The 21,512-nt window shown below is 47.4% G+C and carries 13 protein-coding genes and 1 pseudogene; 8 read left to right on the top strand and 6 right to left on the bottom strand.

Annotated elements, in window-relative coordinates:
- Positions 1-287 precede the first annotated feature (287 nt).
- On the top strand, positions 288-1,631 hold the full coding sequence (locus AM1_RS22130; protein WP_012165130.1) for an IS701-like element ISAcma24 family transposase: 1,344 nt from the start codon (positions 288-290) through the stop codon (positions 1,629-1,631).
- Between the two features lie 441 nt (positions 1,632-2,072).
- Entirely contained in the window at positions 2,073-2,564 is a 492-nt protein-coding gene (locus AM1_RS22125) for a hypothetical protein (RefSeq protein ID WP_012165128.1), read from the top strand.
- A 250-nt stretch (positions 2,565-2,814) separates the two neighbouring features.
- On the opposite strand, the gene AM1_RS22120 is transcribed toward AM1_RS22125, so the two are convergent.
- Entirely contained in the window at positions 2,815-3,360 is a 546-nt protein-coding gene (locus tag AM1_RS22120) for an SMI1/KNR4 family protein (RefSeq protein ID WP_083776735.1), read from the bottom strand.
- A 60-nt stretch (positions 3,361-3,420) separates the two neighbouring features.
- Between AM1_RS22120 and AM1_RS39925 the strand changes: the two are divergent.
- Positions 3,421-4,418, top strand: a pseudogene (locus AM1_RS39925) (IS1-like element ISAcma36 family transposase).
- Here the strand turns inward: AM1_RS39925 and AM1_RS42275 are convergent.
- From AM1_RS42275 to AM1_RS22100, 3 genes are read right to left on the bottom strand one after another with little or no spacing between them, the layout of a single operon-like run.
- The gene (locus AM1_RS42275) at positions 4,415-4,558 is read right to left on the bottom strand and encodes an SMI1/KNR4 family protein (protein ID WP_012165124.1); all 144 of its coding nucleotides are present in this window, start codon (positions 4,556-4,558) and stop codon (positions 4,415-4,417) included. The pseudogene AM1_RS39925 and the gene AM1_RS42275 overlap by 4 nt on opposite strands.
- A 41-nt stretch (positions 4,559-4,599) precedes the next feature.
- On the bottom strand, positions 4,600-5,196 hold the full coding sequence (locus AM1_RS22105) for a CDP-alcohol phosphatidyltransferase family protein (RefSeq protein WP_012165123.1): 597 nt from the start codon (positions 5,194-5,196) through the stop codon (positions 4,600-4,602).
- 52 nt (positions 5,197-5,248) lie between these two features.
- On the bottom strand, positions 5,249-6,973 hold the full coding sequence (locus AM1_RS22100) for an IS5-like element ISAcma17 family transposase (protein WP_012165122.1): 1,725 nt from the start codon (positions 6,971-6,973) through the stop codon (positions 5,249-5,251).
- 137 nt (positions 6,974-7,110) lie between these two features.
- On the opposite strand from AM1_RS22100, the gene AM1_RS22095 reads away from it, so the two are divergent.
- Positions 7,111-7,374 carry a hypothetical protein gene (locus tag AM1_RS22095; protein ID WP_012165121.1) on the top strand — a complete coding sequence of 88 codons (264 nt, stop codon included), beginning with the start codon at positions 7,111-7,113 and terminating at the stop codon, positions 7,372-7,374.
- 316 nt (positions 7,375-7,690) lie between these two features.
- On the opposite strand, the gene topA is transcribed toward AM1_RS22095, so the two are convergent.
- The gene (topA, locus tag AM1_RS22090) at positions 7,691-9,823 is read right to left on the bottom strand and encodes a type I DNA topoisomerase (RefSeq protein ID WP_012165120.1); all 2,133 of its coding nucleotides are present in this window, start codon (positions 9,821-9,823) and stop codon (positions 7,691-7,693) included.
- Between the two features lie 502 nt (positions 9,824-10,325).
- Positions 10,326-10,703, bottom strand: a complete 378-nt coding sequence (locus tag AM1_RS22085; protein WP_010470848.1) for an AbrB family transcriptional regulator — start codon at positions 10,701-10,703, stop codon at positions 10,326-10,328.
- Positions 10,704-11,597: 894 nt separating this feature from the next.
- Here AM1_RS22085 and glmU point away from each other — a divergent pair.
- From glmU to AM1_RS22065, 4 genes are all read left to right on the top strand, one after another.
- A complete protein-coding gene (gene glmU, locus AM1_RS22080) occupies positions 11,598-12,965 on the top strand; it encodes a bifunctional UDP-N-acetylglucosamine diphosphorylase/glucosamine-1-phosphate N-acetyltransferase GlmU (RefSeq protein ID WP_012165117.1) in 1,368 nt (455 codons plus the stop codon).
- A gap of 117 nt (positions 12,966-13,082) precedes the next feature.
- Positions 13,083-15,089 carry a hypothetical protein gene (locus AM1_RS22075; RefSeq protein ID WP_012165116.1) on the top strand — a complete coding sequence of 669 codons (2,007 nt, stop codon included), beginning with the start codon at positions 13,083-13,085 and terminating at the stop codon, positions 15,087-15,089.
- A gap of 213 nt (positions 15,090-15,302) precedes the next feature.
- Entirely contained in the window at positions 15,303-16,781 is a 1,479-nt protein-coding gene (locus AM1_RS22070; RefSeq protein ID WP_012165115.1) for a DUF3131 domain-containing protein, read from the top strand.
- An 82-nt stretch (positions 16,782-16,863) separates the two neighbouring features.
- Positions 16,864-21,498 carry a DUF3131 domain-containing protein gene (locus AM1_RS22065; RefSeq protein WP_012165114.1) on the top strand — a complete coding sequence of 1,545 codons (4,635 nt, stop codon included), beginning with the start codon at positions 16,864-16,866 and terminating at the stop codon, positions 21,496-21,498.
- Positions 21,499-21,512: the final 14 nt, after the last annotated feature.

Here is a 21,512-nt window from a genome sequence, read left to right as displayed (position 1 = left end):
CATTCTTCAATAGAAGTACCTTGAAAAAATGGGCTTAGGAACACTTGGAGATTCCTCTACTTCAGTAGATAAGCTCTCATATTTTTGAAAGGGTAATTTAATCTGTTCATCCAGAAAACAATTATTTTCCAGCTTAATATCTATCAATATTCAGTAGCTGAAAACTATACTCCAAAAAAATTAGTGAAATTAAATTATTTTAATTTCTGGTGTAATTATCTGGCAGTTATCGCTCTTTCATCACTCTAGGAGGAGGATAATGAGTTCAACGCCGTCAAAGAGTTTTGATGCTCATGACTCCTCCACGTCCAGCCGCCACCACCTTGACCTTCATTGATGAGTACTGTCAGTGCTACCGTCCTTTATTTACAGATGTCAGAAGCTATGAAGCGTTCAAATACTTGCATCTGGGAATGATGTCTGACATTAAACACAAGAGTCTTCCTGCCATTGCTCGTATCTGTGGTCTCGCCAATGAACAAGGTCTCCTCCATTTTTTGACAGAATCTCCTTGGCGTCCCTCAGCCCTTGAACAAGCAAGACTTAACCTGATCTTGCAAGTACTTTCGGGACGACCGCTCACCTTGATCATTGATGAGACAGAAGACCGCAAAAAGGGCAAACAGACGGATTACGTTCAACGCCAGTATCTCGGTAATTTAGGCAAAGTTGACAATGGCATCGTTGCTGTCACGGCTTATGGAGTAGTGGAGCATATGACCTTGCCGTTAATGTTTCGAGTGTACAAACCCAAGAGTCGCCTCCAGTCAGGAGATGTCTATCACAGCAAACCTGAAATTGCGGTTTCGATGATTGATGAGCTCCTTGCTCATGGTTGTCAATTTGATTTGGTACTTGCGGATAGTTTGTATGGCGAAAGTGGTAGTACCTTCGTCTCCCACTTGCAAGCATTGCAGCTTCCTTATGTCGTTGCCATTCGCAGCAATCATGGATTGTGGTTGCCGAAAGAACAACGGGTTCGATGTAATCGCTGGCGAGCATTTGAACATGTTTTTTCAGACGGTTCCTGTGAAACTCGCTATATCCGAGAAGTCATTTATGGTCAGCGTCTTGCCCAACAATTTTGGGATATTACCACTGATCCACAAAACTTACCTAAAGCCTCTACCTGGTATGTAATGAGCGAAATAGAAGGCGTCAAATATCACCAAATAGGCAATTTCTATGGTCTGAGAAACTGGGTCGAATATGGTCTCAAGCAAAGCAAGAATGAGTTAGGCTGGGCCGATTTTCGGGTCACGGATTATGACCAGATTGAACGATGGTGGCAGGTCGTCATGAGTGCGTACCTGATGGTGAGTCTTCACTCTGATAGGTTTGAACTACCGACAGGATTATCCATGAAACAGCAAGTCCCTCCTGTGATAGAGACGTTTTCGCAGCACCGATATTGGCAGACAGGGAAAGGGTGGAAACATCTGCTCAACAACTTGAGGTTAGTGATAATACAATCGTTGATTCTATTCGATCAGATTCAACCTTGGTTGGAGGTTTTTCCCATTCCCAGATTATCACTGGGATTTCCACAATTGATTGTGATGATGAATCAACTCCATGGAGCCATACCCAGGGCTGCGCCTGGGGTGAAAACGCCGTTTTTATCTGCCTAGAGTGATGAAAGAGCGATAACTATCATCTGACAAGCGCTGTATCGTCATTAGTCAGGCTTGCTCAATGGTTATAAAACCGTCAATCGCAGCATTAACCATCCGCCACAGAGCAAGATTGAATCCAGTCTTTGCGCTATCGCACTGCATCGTTTTCTGCAACAGGCTTCAAATTCGTATCTCTTGCTCAAGGCTGGGTTACCCCCTAATCAATACATCACGCTGAGCATGTCTGTATTCTGGCCATTTTTAGGGGAAGTCATGAATTCCCTAGAATTACTCTCTGCGCTCTCCACCCTGAAGCCAAATCAAAGATCATTCCGCATTTAGCTAGAATTGAATCCACCTTAGTATCTAATGGTTCGACTGTATATGCTCAGAATTGATAGGGCTTAGAGAGTGTCAAGTGCCGCCTTTGGTATTGCTCTTGAGTGCGAGAGATGGATGCAATCCTTACCTGAGAATTCTCCTAGTGAAACTCTTGCCATCACCAAAGTATGGGAAAGATTGGAGCAAATAGCCAAAGATAAGGGATTAACCCAGTTAAGTCATTTTGTTATAGAAGACCCTGACATTTATAAAGATTGGTTAGAAGCCCTAGATGAACTGGACATTGCTGATGCATTGGGTGAACTGAACCCTGCATATGAATTAGATAGGGCTGAGCTTGAGGATGATCGGCGATGTTTGCGAACTACATTGCATGAACTGGAAGGACAGGCTGACTGGTTTAGTGCTGCCGATGCTGGAATTGCGATGAAAACGATGCATGGGCTGATCCAGTACTTGAAGGAGAATCCTGATGTCTTTGCCCATTCGCAGGTCCAGAATAGTGGTGAATTACTAACGTATGTGGTTCAAGATCTGCAAGACTTCTCAACGTTTTTAGGTAAGGTTGAGTCCAGACATATTCGGTTTAGGTTTTGGATTGGTTAATGAGGCGAGACCGATGCCACTCAAGGTCTTATAGAAATTGAAGTTCTTCATCTAGCTCCACTAGTTCTGATTGGCACAACTGTAAGACATGAAAGAGCCTCAGGGCATCACAGCACTACACTGATAAAAGTTGAGCAGACATGTATTGCTAGAAATAGAGGGATATTGCTGGATGCTTCTCCATTCTTTAAAGCTGACTGATCAATCTAAAAGAGCAGAACAGCTCCGCAGGTGTTTTTGTAGAAAGGCTTCAAGACGAATTCTTGCCGTACTGCTTTATAAACTGGGCTCGTTTTAAAAATTGGCCTAACTGACCCATATGTTCTTGTTTGCGTTGTTCTACATTCCGCTCTTCAAATTCAGTAACAGTCACCAGTTCACCAAATTCTTCGGAAAATATATAAACCCCTGCATTCAAATCATCTGCAAGGATCGCCAAAAGTTTTTTAAAGGAGGGAGCAATAATCTCTTCGGCCCCAATATCATGCCACATCGTAATGATTTGCCCCAACTGGCCATCTGGGAGTGGATCAAGATCCAAACAACAGTGATCACCGCCTCTATTCCCCAATAAGGGAATCCATTTTATATTCCACCAATCTGTTTTGATGGGGCCTTTTGGCTCGCTTTCAAACTCTAGAAATTCTCCAGCCTCAAGTAGATCTCTCCAGCAATCCCACTGCTCAAGGATCGAGGATAAAGAATAAAACTCTGGCCAATTGTCGATAAATCCTTGTGAACCACTCATACCATTGTGGATTCGGTAGGAGGCACGCACATCTGCTGGGAATTGAATGGCACTGGTCTGTTAGCAGGATCTAGCTATAATGCCTTCGACGGAACCTGATGTAGATCAATGGAATGCCCATACTGTCAAAGTGAGAAGATCCTTAAGCGTGGCTTTGATAGTCTGCAAGATGGGACATTAGTCCAGCGATATCAGTGTAAGGATTGCAATCGTCGTTTCAACGAACGCACAGGCACCCCAATGGCTCGTTTACGCACCGCTAGTTCAGTGGTGAGCTATGCCATCAAAGCTCGCACCGAAGGAATGGGGGTCCGTTCAGCAGGTCGTACCTTTGGTAAATCTCATACCACCATTATGCGTTGGGAAAAACGCCTAGCAGACCAAGCACAGAACTGGTCACCCCCCCGCACCAGCAGCCTCTGATGTGACGGTAGAAGGGGATGAAGTATACACTCGTGTAGGCAAAAATCTTCCCCCCCAGCCAGTCCCAGGGCTGGACCATCCACTTCCTTGAACGCGAAAGCCGCTATTGGTTGACAGCACTAGCTGGCCTCAAGGATGCACAACTTTTTGCAAATGGCGTTTACTCAGCTTGGGAGTGGGTGAAAGCCTGTGATGGGATTCGATGGTTTACCGATGGTGAAAGGCGTTATGGACAAGAACTTTGGCAGCTTGCCAGTGTCTATCTCAAAGGTGATGAGTGTCATCCTGACTATGGGCATCGCAAGGTTTGGCGAGAAGGGTTAGAAGTCGTGATGAAAGTTAAAGGGTCTCAGGGGAATCGGCGAGTAGAGTGGGTGAAAACAGAGCATCCCTTTACCGCTATCAGTCCAAGGTCTGAGATCCATGCCAATCATAATGAGGCTCACAATGCTGCCTTGAGGAGACGATGTAGTGCTTATCGAAGGCGGCAGAATCTCTACGCTAAGAAGCGGTTGGGGTTACAGCGAGTGCTAGACGTACAACGCCTGATTCATAACTGGGTTAGACCCCATTGGGGACTCAGTAAGCAGACCACACCAGCCATGGAGATGGGATTTTGTTCTCGCCCACTGAGTACTTTAGAACTCCTCACCAATAAAGGGTTTAGGTATGTGCCCTGTTAGTAGACCAGTGCCAATTGAATTCCTAGCAGTTTTTCTGTGTGCTCAATTTCCTCTTCTGCAGCGCCAGGTTGTAGACAAGAGATGAGTTTGGGGGCATGGATGGCAAAACCTTGATGAATTCGCTCCCAAATCTCTTGCATTTTTTCAGAATATGCTTTTCCTGGCGTTGTACCCCACCACTTTAGCCTTTCTCCACCGAGTTTATCAGCTCAGATTGACGTAATTTAAGGGCATGAAAGAGGCTCAGGACATCACAGTGCCACTTGGCTAAAACGAGGGTCATCACGATTTCTTCTAGACTGTTGACGAGACAGGCTGTGATCGCAACCCACAATGCCCTGGAATCCCCCCAGCCAAACAACGAGAGCGTAGCCACCAGTAGTGCAATTCCCCAAGCTTTAGCCGTATAGGTATGAAAACTCGGAAACTTACGAAACTTGATCAAGCTGATCCCAAACAGGCTAAATTGAGCGGCAACCGCAACCAGCAAAGGGACGCGGAGTTGTTGCAAAACGTCTGGATGGACCCACCAGGTACTAAGCGCTAAGCAAGAAAACAACCAAATATCCGCCCAACTGTCTGCTTGTCGAAGTTGGGGCGTACTCACTCCTAGGCGGCGAGCAATGATGCCATCGAAAATATCGGACAGAATAGCCAACACATATCCCACTAAGAACCAAATGCTCGTTTGATGGTCCATCGCATCTACGAGTAATAAAGGTGCGATCAGAACACGAAATCCGACCAACAGCCCAGGAAGTTGCGCAAGGTTTAGCATTGCCCGATAGTCCACACTTGCCTAAGAATTCACTACTGTACTTCGGTTTCGATCAGGTCTCAAAGGAGTCGTAATGTTTCTCTAGCCTTTGCAGAGGGGAACACTGAGGACCTAAGAGGTTACATGCTGGCGTGATTGCTAAAGGCTGACCAGCGTCTGCCCAAAAGCAAACCTGTCCACAAGAACTGTATAAGTAGGGTTTGCTGAGAAAGTAAATTGAGCAAATTCCATGCATCAAATCGTACAAGCAACCCATTTGTGACGGCCAGAGCCATATCCTTTGACTGGCCCTAGCAAAGCCCCAAGGAAGTCCTGACAGCTCCATAACGCTTTCCAAAACCAGCAATCCCACCCCAAAAATGAACGATAAAAAGTGGCTGAGCCACCGCTCCAGATTCATGACCAAGAACGTGATAGCAATCGCACTGGCAGCCGTATCCGCTAACTTCGCCATCACTCGATTCAAGCCAAACCGTCGCTTGGCCTGCCCAAACTTACCCTCAATCTGGACCCTCACCTTTTCATCCTCACACGCTTGTTGCTTGAGTTGGGTCTGTACTTGTGGGTCTTGTTGAGGTCTTCCTAACGGCGGTCCACTCAAGCGAATCCCCCGAGCTTTACACCATCGTCGATTAGCCCGAGTCCGATAGATTTGGTCAGCATGGACTGAGAAAGGATAATGGCCAAAGCGACGACGAAAGGCTTCCACTTGATGTTGAAGATGCTGGGATTCATTGAACGCATCCCAACTCAAGCGCTCCAGAAACACACATCCACGCACACAACTGAGGGATAGCTTGGCTCCAAACTCAACGGGTGTTCCAGCTTTGCCTCGGACCATCGGTCGGACATGAGGCTGACTCATACTGACAATCCGGTCGTCCACTCGACGTACTGACTGTTGATACATCCATTCTTGCTGTCGAAAGACTTCATGAATCACCAGCAACAGACGGTACTGCCGCCGGGACAATTGGGATAGGGAAGCCCCCAATGTTATCAACCCATCAATATGGGCTAGATTGCGACGCACATAGCCCAACTGCTGACGAATCCCTTTACGAATCAGCTTGCGGCTCGGTTGACGTTTTTTGGCAATGGCCAGATAGGCTTTGCGGGCCTTCTGGCGGTAGGTGCGAGGTTTGCACTTGAGGGACAGCATGACTTGAGCATATAAAGCATCGAGGATGGCTTCGCTTGCTTTGCGGGCATCATTGAGCAAATCCAAGTCTGTCGGATAGCGAATATCGGCTGGTGCACAGGTCGCATCTATCAACAATTGGCCCTGGTTGGGAGGGGCAGGAGGCTCATCTTCATCATCGTCAGAGGGAGGAGATGACTCAGGGGACATCGCCACAGGAGACCCCTCGGATGCCAGCACAGAGTCCACGACTGCGTCATTGACTTGAGCTAGCAGCTCTAGATTCAACCGTTGGCGAAAGTGAACCAGCATGGAGGCATCAAACGGAGCACTCTCTCGATATTCACTAAACCCCAGAAAGTACTGCAAGTAGGGGTTCTCTCGAATCTGTTCTACGGTCTCTGCGTCGGATATACCCAGTTTCTCTTTGATGATTAAGGTCCCTAAGGCCACACGAAAGGGTTTGGCAGGTGCCCCCATGGTCTGACTGAATTGGTCTGCATATTCTGACTCAAAGCTCTCCCAAGGAATCAACTCGGCTAGTTTGACCCAGCGATTCTCTCCTGAAAGTTTCCCTCCAAAGGGCAAGTAGAAGTTCTCAAAGGACAGTTGACCGGGGGATGGACGGCGATACATCGGGTTGCAGGTGCAAGGGTTTTAAATATTTTGAATGATTTTCCTTGCACTTCTCAAGGGCCCTCAACACTTGGATACACTGCAAATATTGGAACTTAGACTTCCGAAGCAAGCCCTAAGTATCGAGATATTTCAAGATGGAACTCTCAAACCCTGTCGCTTCATCAGAGCTTAAAGTAGACGAACCTTTACAGGCTTCCAACCCCAAATCTGAGTCTGACAGAACGCAAAATTCATTGCCAACGATTCCATCTACTAAAAATGCAGTAAATCAATTGCTAAGGGCTGAAGATGAAGAGCCTAGTGATGATTTGGATGCGAGGCTAGCAGAGGGACGTCGCAGAAGAGCACAAACGTTTAGCAAGGTCACCAACTTGTTTAACAAGATTTTCGCTGAATAGCGTAATTATCCCTTTAACTTGTTCTGGACAGCCACTAAACTCTCCCAGTGACATTCGCCCTTTGGTGATGTTATGAGTACCTGTCTCTCACCCATTAGGATCAATTTTCCGTAATGGGGGGATGCCAGCCAATGGATGTTTTGTCAGCATCTCAACAAGGGGAGTGATAACGCCACTTCTGAATAAGATGAATTAGCCTCAGTTTCAGACGGAACCAAGCTTGAAACCCGCTTCCCGATGGGCATTATAAGAGGAAGTACTAAAGTTACAAAAGCCTTACTTCCCCTGTGATTTTTTGCAGGGGATTTCTTCGTTTTTATTCCAATTCCCCATATTTAGGACTCCACCACCGTCCTTTACTTTGAAAATAGACCGCATTCTTATGCTTCTTATCAGATCTAGCTTTTGGGTCTGAGCATCGGAGCATCTGCTTGGTCTGCCCATCCTTGTGGTATGAGTAAATCTCCATTTTCTGCTGACAAGCCGGACAGGGATAATCCGTGAGTTCTGCTGGCGGCGTAGGTTGATCCGATTTGGCCTGGGGAACTTGCCAATTTTTATCTCGATCGGACCAGAACATCACTAGACCTCGACCATTGTCCGCCGTGCAGCCGTTCTCGCATTTGAGGAAATACTTCTTCTTCACCTTTTTGCTGGGCACCTTGGACATGGGGTGACTGCAACCTGGGCATTTGGTTCTAGATTTTTGTAAGACTTTGCCTCCGTAGTTGCCAGTCGGTTCAGGTAACTCTTTCAAGGCCTTCGCCAAGGCCGGGGCAAAATAGCTGCGGTTCCAGTCGATCAGATAGTTTTGCCACTCCTGATTCCCTTGTGCGATCGCATCCAAGGAACTCTCCATCTGGGCCGTAAATTCAGCCTCCAATAGCTCCGGTAAAGCACCCCCCATAAATTGATCCACCTCCATGCCGATCTGGGTGGGCTGGAGTTTACCCTTGATCAGATCGACATAGCCCCGAGCCTTGATAGTCTTGATCGTGGGAGCATAGGTAGACGGTCGACCAATGCCCTTTTTCTCCATCAGTTGCACCAGCTTTGGTTCACTGTAGCGAGCAGGAGGCTGGGTTTGCTTCTGCTGGGAATCGGCTTGGGCTAGGGTGAGAGACTGTTGGGGCTGCAGGGTGGGCAGTTCTGTATCGGCTTTAATGTCCTTCCAGTATTTTGAGTAACCCTTGAACTCTACAAGATTGCCTTTGGCTTTCCACTGAACTTCACCAGACTGACTAATGACGATGGTTTTACGGATCTGAGCGGGTTTGCACTGGGAGGCTAAGGCCCGGGTCCAAATCAACACATATAGCTTGAACTGCTCTTCCGGTAGGAATTGCTTGAGTTCTGCAGAGGGTTTGAAAATATCCGTCGGGCGGATGGCCTCATGACCTTCCTGAGTTTGCTTGCCCCCTTTCTGCTTGGCGACTTTTTTGGGAACATTATCCGCATCATTTTGCTCTAGCCATTTTTTAGCGGCAGCACAGTAGTCCGGGGATAAGATCACTGAATCCGTGCGCATATAGGTGATCAGACCCGTTTCATAGAGTTTTTGGGCCACCTGCATGGTTTGCTCAGGGCTGAACTTAAGGCGCGACCCAGCAGCTTGCTGAAGAGCTGAAGTGGTAAAGGGGGCAGGGGGCTTTTTGGGGGTGATCTTCCCTTCGATAGAGAGGATGTGGTGGGGATGAGCTTGGGCTATTTCAACCAAGGCATCGGCTGCAGCCTGGGAGGTGACTCGGGTCGATTCTTCCGTTTTAGCTTCTGACCCCGCATCCTCAATGGTGGTTTCGTCTGGCTCGTTCCCAGTCATGCTGCCGTGATAAAACGCTTTGAACCCTTCGGAATATTCCACAAATACCGACCAATAGTCCTGAGGCACAAAAACTTGGATCTCGCGTTCGCGCTGACAAATCAGGTGCAGGGTTGCCGATTGGACTCTACCGACGGACTTTGCACCATTGTTCAACCGCCAGATCAAGGGAGACCCCCGATAGCCCACGAGTTTGTCGAGGCAATCTCGACAGCGCCCCGCTTCCACCAAGTCCATATCTAAAGATTTGGGATGGGCAATAGCTTGCTGAACCGCTCGTTCCGTAATTTCTTGATAGACCACCCGCTTTGGTTTCTTAATCCCAAGTACCTGGGCAATATGCCACCCAATCACTTCTCCTTCCCGGTCTGGGTCACTGGCAATAAAAATCTCGTCGGCCTGTTTAGCGGCGGTTTTCAGATCAGCGATGGTCTTTTTGGCCCGGTCATCCCTGGGTTCATAGCTACAGGTGATCTGACCATTTTTTGCTTCAAATCCTAAGTTACCCGTACCCGTATTGGCGAGCTGTCTGATATGTCCCACGGAAGCCCGTACCTGCCAGCCTGATCCAAGAATCGATCTCAGCTTCTTGATTTTTCCTGGGGATTCGACAATGAGCAGGCGAGACATATTGGGTTCTCTATTGATGCGTGAATGACTGCGGTAGCTGTGGTGAGGCTTGCGGTAGCTGTGGTGAGGCTTGCGGTAGCTGTGGTGAGGCTAAGGTTAGGGGGATATAGACTGAAAAATTATAGTACATTTGTTTTGATTTTTGCGAGGAGGATGGGGGTGCGATCGCAAGTCTGATACATCTGGCAATAGGGATGATAAAGGAATTTTTCATGGGCTTTAGATTGCTTGCTGTCACTAGCTCATGCAGTATTTGGAGTAGTCAGCTAACTCCCTTCAAGTATGAATAGCTCCCCATCTATTTTTAAATGAAATGAATTATTAATTCTTCGCGAAATAAAAGACTAAGACCGCCCATGAAAAAACGGATGGCATCCAAAGACTAGCCATCCGTTGATTTGTAGGTATTGAATGTAAGCGAAACTTAACAGAATATCGGAAGTCGTTAGCCTCTCAACTACATCGGAGCCTATAAGTGCATTTGAGGGGGTAGCTGTGTCAACTAAGCAACCTTGTTCAAATGAATATGCTTACGACCCACGGTGATTTCGAATTCATCCCCAGGCTCTAATTCCAAAGCTTTTGTATAAGTACGTCCAACTAAAATATTACCGTTGGACTGCACACTGACCTTATAACTGGCTTTGCGCCCACCTCGGCCATCTCCATCAGCAGAATGCCGATCTAAATTAATGCCTTCTGCATCCAATAAAGCATTGAGGAAGGCCATCACTTTCACTCGTTCTGAGCCATCTGACTCATTGGAAATATATCCACAGGCTTTCGCTTTCTCCTCACGAGTCAAATCACTCAGTTGTTTGACTTTCGTAATTAACGCTTCACCTGTTAAAGGCTTAGTCTGCTTATTTTTCCTAGGCATAAATCAACAAGTCTCTCTATAAATATCACCTGAATGTATTAATACTGCCATATTTTTTTGGGTTTTGAGCAACAAAGGATTAAGAAAATCAGCACAGCTTAAAGTTGTTTACTATGTAATTCTGGAAAATAATCAGATTCTAACAACGCCTCAGATTATTAATAATAATTTCGCAGATTTACAGATTTCCTTTTTTTTACTCTTGATTCCTTAGTCTTTGAGTTCTGCTAGCCTTATATAAGCTCAGATTTGTGAAAATTTGGAGAATGATTTTTGAGGTGGTTATTTTCTCCCATGCCACAAGTTGTAGCCTGCAAGACATAGTAGACATGATAGGTAAAAATACATGCCTTCTCTAAGCCAGTGATATTTATCTAGCCAGTGCTGAAGAGTTAGCCCTTGTTTCCATGATTTGCAAGATTCAGTCTGAGGATATAGCCATAAAAATGCTAGGAAATAGAGGCTTCAATTGCCCACTTGGTAGGGAGTAGAATTTTGCGTTGTGTGTAAAAGATATCGTCCTCATCCACCAGCAAGAGTGCCAGGATATCACCTCCCATAATGGATGACGATTATAGATCTCTAGCATCAATAGCCCATATCCAGAGGCTGTCGAGAAAATTATTTTTAGAATAAAACTTGAACATTTCTAATCTCAAATACTTCTGACCAGAATCCGTCAGAATATACATTGAGCAATCCGTTATTTCAAACCCTGATTTTTCTATGCTCACAATTCCAAGGATGGGGACTCAAATTAGATGCTTTTGGGAAGGTTATCCGGGGCAACCAACCTTGTCTCAACCCACACTCTATCTTTAACAACAATCTGTTGTCTCTATTGGCGAAGAAGCACGATATACTCCGTGAGTGTTGACTCCCTAGGACAAGGACATGATCGCGGTAGCAATTTTGGCAGCGGGTAAAGGCACACGTATGAGGTCAAACCTGCCCAAGGTACTACATCAGTTAGGGGGTAAGAGCCTGATTGAGCGAGTATTAAGCAGCACCCAAAACCTTTCTCCATCCCGTCAGATTGTGATTGTGGGCTATTCCGCTGATCAAGTGCGGACAGAAATGCAAGGCTGGCCGAACTTAGAATTTGTGGAACAAACGGAGCAATTGGGCACAGGCCACGCCGTCCAGCAAGTACTGCCTGTGATGGAAGGCTTTGAAGGAGACTTGCTCGTCCTCAATGGCGATGTCCCCTTACTCCGACCTGGGACGTTGCAAAAAATGTTGGCAACCCATCAAGAGCATCAGAATGCAGCGACCATTTTGACAGCCCAATTGCCCAATCCCAAAGGTTATGGTCGGGTCTTTTGCGATGCTCAAATGCATTTGCAAGAAATTATTGAAGATCGAGACTGTACCCCTGCCCAACGTCAAAATCAACGCATCAATGCAGGGGTCTATTGTTTTCGCTGGTCGGCTTTAGCCAAAGTATTACCAAACCTGAAAGCTGAAAATGATCAAAAAGAATATTATCTGACCGATGCAGTTAACTACTTAGACCCAGTTATGGTTCTGGATGTCGATGATTATCAAGAAATTCTAGGCATTAACGATCGCAAACAATTAGCCACCGCCTACAAGATTTTGCAAGATCGGATTAAGGATGATTGGCTGGTTGCTGGCGTGACAATTATGGATCCAGACAGCATTACCATAGATGAAACCGTTGAATTGGGGACCGATGTCATTATCGAGCCTCAAACCCACCTACGGGGCGATACCAAAATTGATACCGGTAGCCGTATCGGTCCTGGGAGTTTGATTGAGAATAGCCATATTGGCACCAATGTGCAGGTTCTTTATTCTGTTATCTCGGACAGCCGAGTGGGCGACAACTCCCGGATAGGGCCTTATACGCATCTACGAGGGAATGTGCAGATTGGTGAGAAATGCCGGGTCGGTAATTTCGTTGAAATGAAAAAAACGACCATTGGAGATCGCACCAACGTCGCCCATCTGTCTTATCTAGGGGATGCCACTTTAGGAACCCAGGTCAATATTGGTGCAGGAACCATTACTGCCAATTATGACGGGGTGAATAAACATCCAACTCAGATTGGCGATCGCACCAAAACAGGTGCAAACAGCGTCTTAGTGGCTCCGATTACCTTAGGGGCAAATGTTACCGTGGCGGCAGGCTCCACAATTACTAAGAATGTCGATGATGATGTCCTAGTCGTGGCGCGTCAACGGCAAAGTGTATTACCTGGATGGCGACCTATTTCCTCTAAACAGACAGAAAAATGATGCGTTAGTCCACAACTTACAGGGCACTCTAAGCTGGGGCAGATTGATTTTTCTCAGAAAATGTCGATTTTTTAGCTGAATTCCCCTTATGACCTGTTCTGTGGTAGATCATCTCTCATGTTTTCCGTGTTGGCAACGCTATGCTTAGGCTGTCAAACTGACCTCAATACTCCAAAGGCTCAGGAGTTATCCTCGCCTGTGATTCAACAGCCGATGTTAGTTGCAGGCCCCTATGAGTTGAATCCCGGCTTGCTCCAGCCTATTGTTCAACCTGACCGTTCTCAGAAAAAGCCTGCACGTCCCCAGGCTTCTCCCCAACCTTTCCCCTCCTCACCAGCCATTACCCCGACCAGCCCATCTGGAGCAGGCCCCCAAGGCGGAGCTTCATTTCCAACTGATGTGAATATTCCAGCAGAGGCGGATGGAGTTCCGCTAGTGGAGAATTCTCAGCCATATTCTCCGTCCCCAGTTCCACCTAATTCACCCTTACTAATTATTAGTCCAGCGGCCCGTCCTTCAGGTCCAGCTCCTCGGCCAATAGCCTCACCACTGCCCCCATCAGATAATTTTCACGGAGGTGCGGAAACCCCTAGACCTCCTACCAATAGTCCAGCAGCTCGTCCTTCAGGTCCAGCTCTTCGGCCAACCCATATTCCTCTTCGCTCCTCACCCGATGATTTTCAAGGCGGTGCAGCAACACCAGCCCATAGTCCGGCGGCCCGACCTTCAGGTCCAGCTCCGCGACCAACAGATCTCCCAAAGCATCCCTCACTCCCAGGTTCTTTTGAGGGAGGGGCGGTAACTCCCGTTGATAGTGCCCCTATCCATAGTCCAACGGTCCGTCCTTCAGGTCCCGTTCCTCGAAACATACCCTCTGCTACTTCTCCCAAGGATTCTGCGACAGGGGGTGCGACAACGCCTGCTCATCAAGCACCTCATTCTAGCCCTGCTGTCCGTCCATCAGGTCTGCCCCCAACGCGGCAACAAAGGTCCCAACCGACTGTTCCAGAAGCTTTTCGGGACAGCTCGCCCCCTTCATCTACCCCTCGTTTTCGATCTCTACCTTCACCCGCCCGGCAGCAAAATATTTCACCTACCTCTCAGCCTGTGCTAGTGCAAGGCACACCTAAGGTTCCTGCACAAACGACCGCTCAATCGCCTACGGTACCTCCAGACCTCCCTCTTCAACCGCCTCAAAAAACACCTCCAGATCGGTTCCCTACTGAATTAACCCCGATTGGAGCCGCTGATGATCCACAGGTGTCTTTTATTGTCTTAGAGAGTTCGACAACTGACTTCAAGCTAGATTTCGATGAGTTTGGCAAAGAAAACTTAAAAATCGAAGAAATTATAACTTTTCGAGTTCGGAATGGAGATGTTGTCACCTTTACAACAGGGGTCAACACCTATAGCCAGGAAGGGCAAGAACCCGTCAAAAATATTCCGCTGATTTTAGGATGGGAGACTGAAGTTGGAGAGGTTTCCATCAATGTAGCGGCGGGTGCTGAAGTATTTAATCGTTTAGATCCTCAGCCTACATTTAAGGTGGGAGCGAAAACATCCCTTTTTGGACAAGTCTTGGTTTCTGGAGAAGTCGAGCATGGTCCTTATAAATTCAACACCACGACTTTAGAGAATGAAATTAGCTATTGGCGGATTCGTCCAAGCGTATTTTGGCAAATTGATAGTAAAACCACCTTCTTTGGGCTGTTCCAAGCTGGATTTTTCAATGATGGCAACCAAGAAATCCAGTCTTTCAGCCGATTAGAACGAAAAATCGGACCTTTTTCTGTCGCTGCAAACGTATTCACCTGGAACTTTGCGGAAGATCTAGAATCAGAGAGTGGCTATTTTTCTCCCCTCAGTTTTTTACTCTACAACGCTGAAGTGGGTTGGAAAGGCAAAATTTTTGACCCCTTAACCTGCCAATTTGCTGCCTCTATTGGCAACCAAGTCGTGAATGGGGGCAAAAGTACCGGTCGAGGATTACAAGCGAAATGTACAGCGTCTTTGGCCGATAATGTAGAGCTTGATTTTGGTTATGTTCTCACCAACATCATTTCAAGTGGATCTGGGGCCAGTAATAGCCATATCTTTTCTGGGCAGTTGAGAATCGATTTTTAATTTTTTAAGAGTGTTAAACCTATTGTAAAGTTGGGAATTCTAGAGCAGACAAGCCTCTTTTAACGGAAGAAAGTTCATTTTAATCGATTATTATTGATATTTTTTTCTGATTTTCAAGAATTAAGAAAACTTTCTCTAGTCAGTTGTCCTATTCACCAATCAATATTGTCTAATCACTGACTATTTCAGTCATTATTCCAAGTGGGAGCAGTCATGAATTCTAATTTCGAAATGCCACCTAAAAAACTTGCTTTTCTCACCTATTTAGGGGGGGTAGTGACAGCCGTCGCTGCGATCGCAGGTTTAGAAATGTTATCGGGCAATCTTTCCCAAAAAGAATCGACTCAAGAGTCTGGCCCTACGACCACTGCTACCGCTCCTAGTTCAAAGACCTCTGACACCGCCAAGGCGAAACCCAAGGCCAAGAATGAAAAACCTGATTCCCGCTCAATTAAATTTCCAGGTGATCGGGTGAGCAAACAAGAAATTGCAAAAACAACCACACCTTATATCCCAGCACATGTCGGTAAACTGTCCCCTGCCGAGCTAAAGGTCGCCAAGAAGGCTTGGAGCTATTTTGAGACCAATATTAATCCAGACACAGGGTTGGCTAATTCGGTTGATCAATTTCAATCGGTGACCCTTTGGGATCAAAGCGCAGCAATGGCGGCTGTGGTCAGTGCCAAAGAATTGGACTTGATTTCAGAAAAGGAATTCAAAGCAACCATGAGCAAGATGTTGACCACTCTTGCCAAACTGGAATTGTATAAGGGAGAGCTTCCCAATAAGGTCTACAATTCCCAAAACCTTATGCCGGTAAATTATGGTTCTCTAGACAAACGGGAAGAGATTGGCTGGTCAGCAATTGACCTGGGACGAATTGCCCTATGGTTAAAAATTATTGCTGCTAAATATCCCGAGTTTGAACCCCAAACTACGGCAGTGTGGAAAGCCTGGGATGTCAAGCGGTTGACGAAAGATGGCCAAATGTTCGGCACCAGTATCAAGGATGGTCAAGAGCAATACAACCAGGAAGGACGCTTAGGGTACGAAGATTATGCAGCCTATGGATTGAAACTCTGGGGACTCAATGTTGATAAGGCTTTAGATTATGACAACAAATCGGCCTTCGTTGAACTCTATGGCCACAGCATTCCATTTGATGTGCGCGATCGCGAAAATTCGGAAGCGAATAATTACGTATTAAGTGAGCCATTCTTCTTGGATGGCATTGAGACAGGCTTTAAAGCCCTGCCTAAGGCCTATGCCGATCGGATGTTAGCGGCTCAAGAAGCTCGTTATAAAGCGACGAAGCAATTGACCGCTATCACGGAAGATAATTTAGATCGGGAACCCTATTTTGTTTACAACACCTTGTATGTAAACGGTAAACCCTGGGCAACCATTAGTGACACCGGAGAAAACTACAATCATCTTCGCTTTGTTAGTACGAAAGCGGCGATTGGTTGGCATGTTCTTTACAACACGGATTACACCAAAAAGCTGTTTTCTTTTGTGCAAGAAAAAGTCGGTTCTAAAAAAGGTTGGTACAGTGGTTTTTATGAGACCTTAGATGAGCCAAATGCCGTATTGACAGCTAATAATAATGGCATTATCTTAGAGTGCTTATTATTCAAAAAGGTTGGCAAACCTTTAGCCGTTTGGGCTGGTGTTTCTGAGCTGGAAACTTAATCGGATTTAGCCCTATTTCCCTGCTCGACTACAACAGGGTTTGTATTTCCTTTACATTTTTTGATTGGGGCCATCCTATCTGATGAAGCGACGTCGTCCTCTGCCAATAGTTAGACTAGTTGCCTGGTTGGCATTAGGCATTCTTTCTCCTCCTCTGTGGCTACCTTTTACTACAGAGAAGGTTGCCTATGCCCAAGAAGCCAATGAATGTGGTGCGATTACAAATCCTCTGACACCAGAGGAGGAAACCTACGCCCGCACGGCTTGGCAATACTTTCTGAATAACTATCAAGAAGCGACAGGCTTTACCAACTCTACCGGGGGGTACCCTTCAGGCACCTTGTGGGATATGGGAAACTACCTGATGGCCCTCAATGCGGCCCGATGGATGAACCTGATTCCCCAAGAAGAGTTCGATCAAAAACTAAATAAATTCCTATCATCTCTGGCTGGGTTAACGCTATTTGAAGATAGCTTGCCGAATAAGGTGTACAACGCAGCCGATGGGGCCATGGTGGATTATGGCAACAACCCTATTGAGCGAGGGATTGGTTGGTCCGCCCTAGATATTGGCCGTATTCTGGCAGCGTTTCATGTCTTGCGCACCTGCCATCCTCAATATGCGGAGTGGCTAAAATCCATCATTGATCGCTGGGCGGTGGATCGGTCCGTTCAAGATGGCTATATGTATGGGGCTACAGTCCTTGAAGATGGTCAAACCTTACCAGTGCAGGAAGGCCGCCTCGGGTATGAGGAGTATGCATCCAGAGGATACGAACTTTGGAATTTTCAGGTTCCGAAGGCATTGTCCTTTGAACCTTACAAAATGGTCGAGATCTATGGGGTGCAAATTCCTGTAGATACGCGTAATTATCAAGACACCAATGCGAATAACTATGTTGTCAGTGAGTCCTACATCTTAGATGGCATTGAATTTGGTTTTTTAGGCGATCAAATGCGGGACTTTGCCGCCCGGGTCTTTGAAGTTCAGAAGCGACGCTATCAGGCCACAGGCCAATTGACAGCAGTGACTGAGGATAACATTGATGGCCCGCCCTACTTCCTCTACAACACTGTTTTCTCTAATGGTGTCGCCTGGGCCACCATCACGGAAAAGAACGAACTCCACCCTGATAAACGCAGTATTAGCACGAAGGCAGCATTTGGTTGGCGCTATATTTTCCCAGATGATCCCTACGCTCAACAGCTTTTTGAGGTTGCCAAGGGATTAATGAGTCCGGATGGTGGCGGTTTTTTTGCTGGTATGTATGAGGAGACCCAACAGCCCAATAAATCCTTAACCGGAAACACAAACGGGCTGATTATGGAAATCCTCTATTACAAGGCCAGAGGCAATCGGCCACTGATTGGGGGGAATGGCGTTAGTGCTTCGACTGGAAACCCTGAAACGACCGTGGTCATGGAAGAGTTTCCTGCACCTGCATCAGCCCAAGCCCCAGCCCCGGCTCCAGCCCCAGCTCCATCTCCGGCTCCAGCCCCGGCACCAGCCCCCTCTCCCACACCTGCGGCTACCCCAGCTCCATCTCCGGCACCTATTGCTGCTCCCCCTCCGCCACCTGGCGATAATTCCTGTGGGGGCATTACCAATCCTTTAACACCAGAGGAAGAAACCTACGCTCGCACTGCTTGGCAATATTTTGTCAATAACTATCAAGAAGCAACTGGGTTTACCAATTCGTCGGGAGGATATCCTTCCGGCACCTTATGGGATATGGGCAACTACCTGATGGCTCTGAATGCAGCCCGGTGGATGAACCTGATCCCGCAAGAGGAATTGGATCAGAAACTGAATAAGTTTTTAACGTCCTTAGCCGGATTGAAACTATTTGAAGACAGCCTGCCGAATAAGGTCTATAACGCTGCCAATGGCGACATGGTGGATTACGGTAACAATCCCATTGAGCGAGGGATTGGCTGGTCGGCTCTTGATATTGGTCGAATTCTGGCGGCTTTCCATGTTCTCCGTACCTGCCATCCTCAGTATGCCGACTGGTTACAGGCTATTGTGGATCGCTGGGCGATTGAACGTTCCATTGAAGATGGCAATATGTTTGGGGCAACGGTACTGGAAGATGGCCAAACCCTACCTGTACAAGAAGGCCGCCTAGGCTATGAAGAATATGCTGCTCGGGGGTATGAGTTATGGGGGTTCTCTGTCCCCAAAGCACTATCCTTTGAACCCTTCCAAATGGTCGAAATCTATGGGGTGCAGATTCCTGTAGATACTCGGGCCTATCAAGAAACAAATGCCAATAACTATGTGGTGAGTGAATCTTATATTTTGGATGGGATTGAATTTGGTTTTCTGGGCGACCAAATGCGAGACTATGCCGCTCGGGTTCTAGAAGTTCAAAAACGTCGATATCAAGCAACTGGACAGCTTACAGCTGTGACAGAAGACAATATTGATGGCCCGCCTTACTTCCTTTACAACACTGTTTTTTCCAATGGCGTGGCTTGGGCTACGATTACCGAAAAAAATGAGCTTCATCCTGACAAGCGCAGTATTAGTACCAAAGCTGCGTTTGGCTGGCGGTATATCTTTCCCGATGAACCCTATGCAGATCAATTGTTTGAAGTCGCGAAGGGGTTGATGAGCCCGGATGGTGGCGGCTTTTATGCAGGATTGTATGAAGAAACCAATCAGCCTAATCAAGCTCTGACCGGAAATACCAACGGACTGATCATGGAAATCCTTTATTACAAGGCCAGGGGATATCGACCGTTGATCGGTGGGAATGGTGTTAATGCGTCTACTGGAAGTCCCCAAAATACAATCGTTGCAGAAGGTTATCCAGCTCCAGATAATGTAGCTGCTGCCCCGACTCCAGCTCCTGCACCCGCCCCAACTCCGGCACCCGCTCCAGCTCCAGCACCCGCCCCAGCCCCGGCACCTGCTCCAACTCCGGCACCCGTCCCAGCTCCGGCACCCGCCCCAACTCCGGCACCCGCTCCAGCTCCAGCACCCGCCCCGGCACCTGCGCCAGCACCGACACCCGCTCCAGCCCCAACGCCTGGCCCAAGTGCTGCGCCAGCACCTAGCCCTGTCGTTGCTCAGTCTCCCACTCAGCAAACGGTATCTCAACCTAGCGCAATTGATCCGAACCTAGTGGTTTGCTGCCAATTTATTGAAGGGGATGGTGCTAGTCCCCAATTCTCCCCTGGTCAAACGACGACATCCTTGCCGACTCTTGCACCTACTGTAGTCCCAGCTCCAGTTGTCGCATCAACCCCAGCCCCAGCTCCTTCACCAGAACCCATCGGCAAAATAGAACAGCCGGAACCGCCGAATCAGCCCGTTCAGGTGGCTGTGGCTCCCATCTTGTCGGGACGAAAACCCAAAGATTCTTCGGTCTGCCAGGACTTAACTCGCCGACCTCACCTAGCTGAGAAGCGGTATGCCAAAGCAGCCTGGAAATACTTTGAAGCGAATTATGAATCCAGTACGGGACTGGTGAGCGATCGCAGCGACATGAAAGTTGCAACCCTTTGGGGGATGGGAGACTATATCGCAGCGCTTCAAGCGGCTGAATCCCTGGATGTGATTACCATCGAAGAATTTGATCAGCGAGTTCGCTTATTTTTAGGTGCAATAAAACGGTTACCGTTACATGGTGGTGAATTGCCCCATCGCAACTATGATATTCGCACCCTTGAGGCGGTAGATTACGGCATGAACCCTTCTCCTGAAGGGATCGGCTGGTCCGGTTTAGACGTGGGCCGTTTCTTGTTGGCGCTCCACAATCTCAAGGGGTGTCATAAGGGCTATACCGACATTATTGATGAGATTGTGTTGGACTGGTCGTTCTTACGGGTTGTTCGAGACGGTCGTATCCACAGTGCCTTTGTCGAAGCTGACAGCAATGGTCGTCGTTTAATCCGAGTCAAACCAGATTCTCGCTTGGGCTATGAAGAATATGCAGCCCGAGGCTTCCAGCTTTGGGGCTTTGATGTAACAGAAGCGGCGGTAGGCGGGAATTACAAAACAGCCGAATTAGAAGGGTTCCAAATTCCGATTGAGCGAGACCGACCTCGCAAGAAGTCTGATAAGGATCAACAGATCGTTAGCAATCCGTTTATGGTTTACGGCTTAGAACTGGGCCTAGATCCCCAAATGCGGCAATTAGTTCTACCCATGTTGCAAGCTCAACAAGAACGATATAACCGTGAAGGGGTATTGACGGCAGCTGGAACCACCTTAACGACGAAAGCCCCCTACGTGATCCATAGCAGCTTGATCAGCAAAGATAAAAAAGCTTGGGCGGCCTCATCCGCTGACCAAGCCTTAAAGTCTGAGCAACGCGTGATCAGTAGTGCTGCCGCTTTCGCCTACCATGCGATTTTCCCTGACAATGACTATGCTCAAGAGCTATATCAGTCCGCTTTAGACCTGTATAACCCCGTATTGGGTTTTTACGAAGGGGTGAATGAGCAATCGGGCCAATCTAATCCTGGTTTTAGTGGCTCCACCAACAGTATTGTGTTGCAGTCTATCTTGTATCGCTTGCGCGATCGCCAACCGTTACTCGTTGCGGATATCTCCCGTAGCTCCCCCTGGTGGAAAGCCGTAGCCAACGAAGAAATTGGTACAGGCCTACCGCCAACCCCCAAACCCAAATTGCAGCTCATTACTGATTCGACCGGCACCTATTGGGGGGCTCCCAACAGCGCTTTGTCCAAAAACAATAATAAATAACTTCTTCAACCCAC

It is taken from the genome of Acaryochloris marina MBIC11017 (assembly GCF_000018105.1).
In the GTDB taxonomy this organism is placed as follows: Bacteria; Cyanobacteriota; Cyanobacteriia; order Thermosynechococcales; family Thermosynechococcaceae; genus Acaryochloris; species Acaryochloris marina.
The sequence above is the reverse complement of the archived record's forward strand: the minus strand, read 5'-3'. Positions and strand labels throughout refer to the sequence as shown.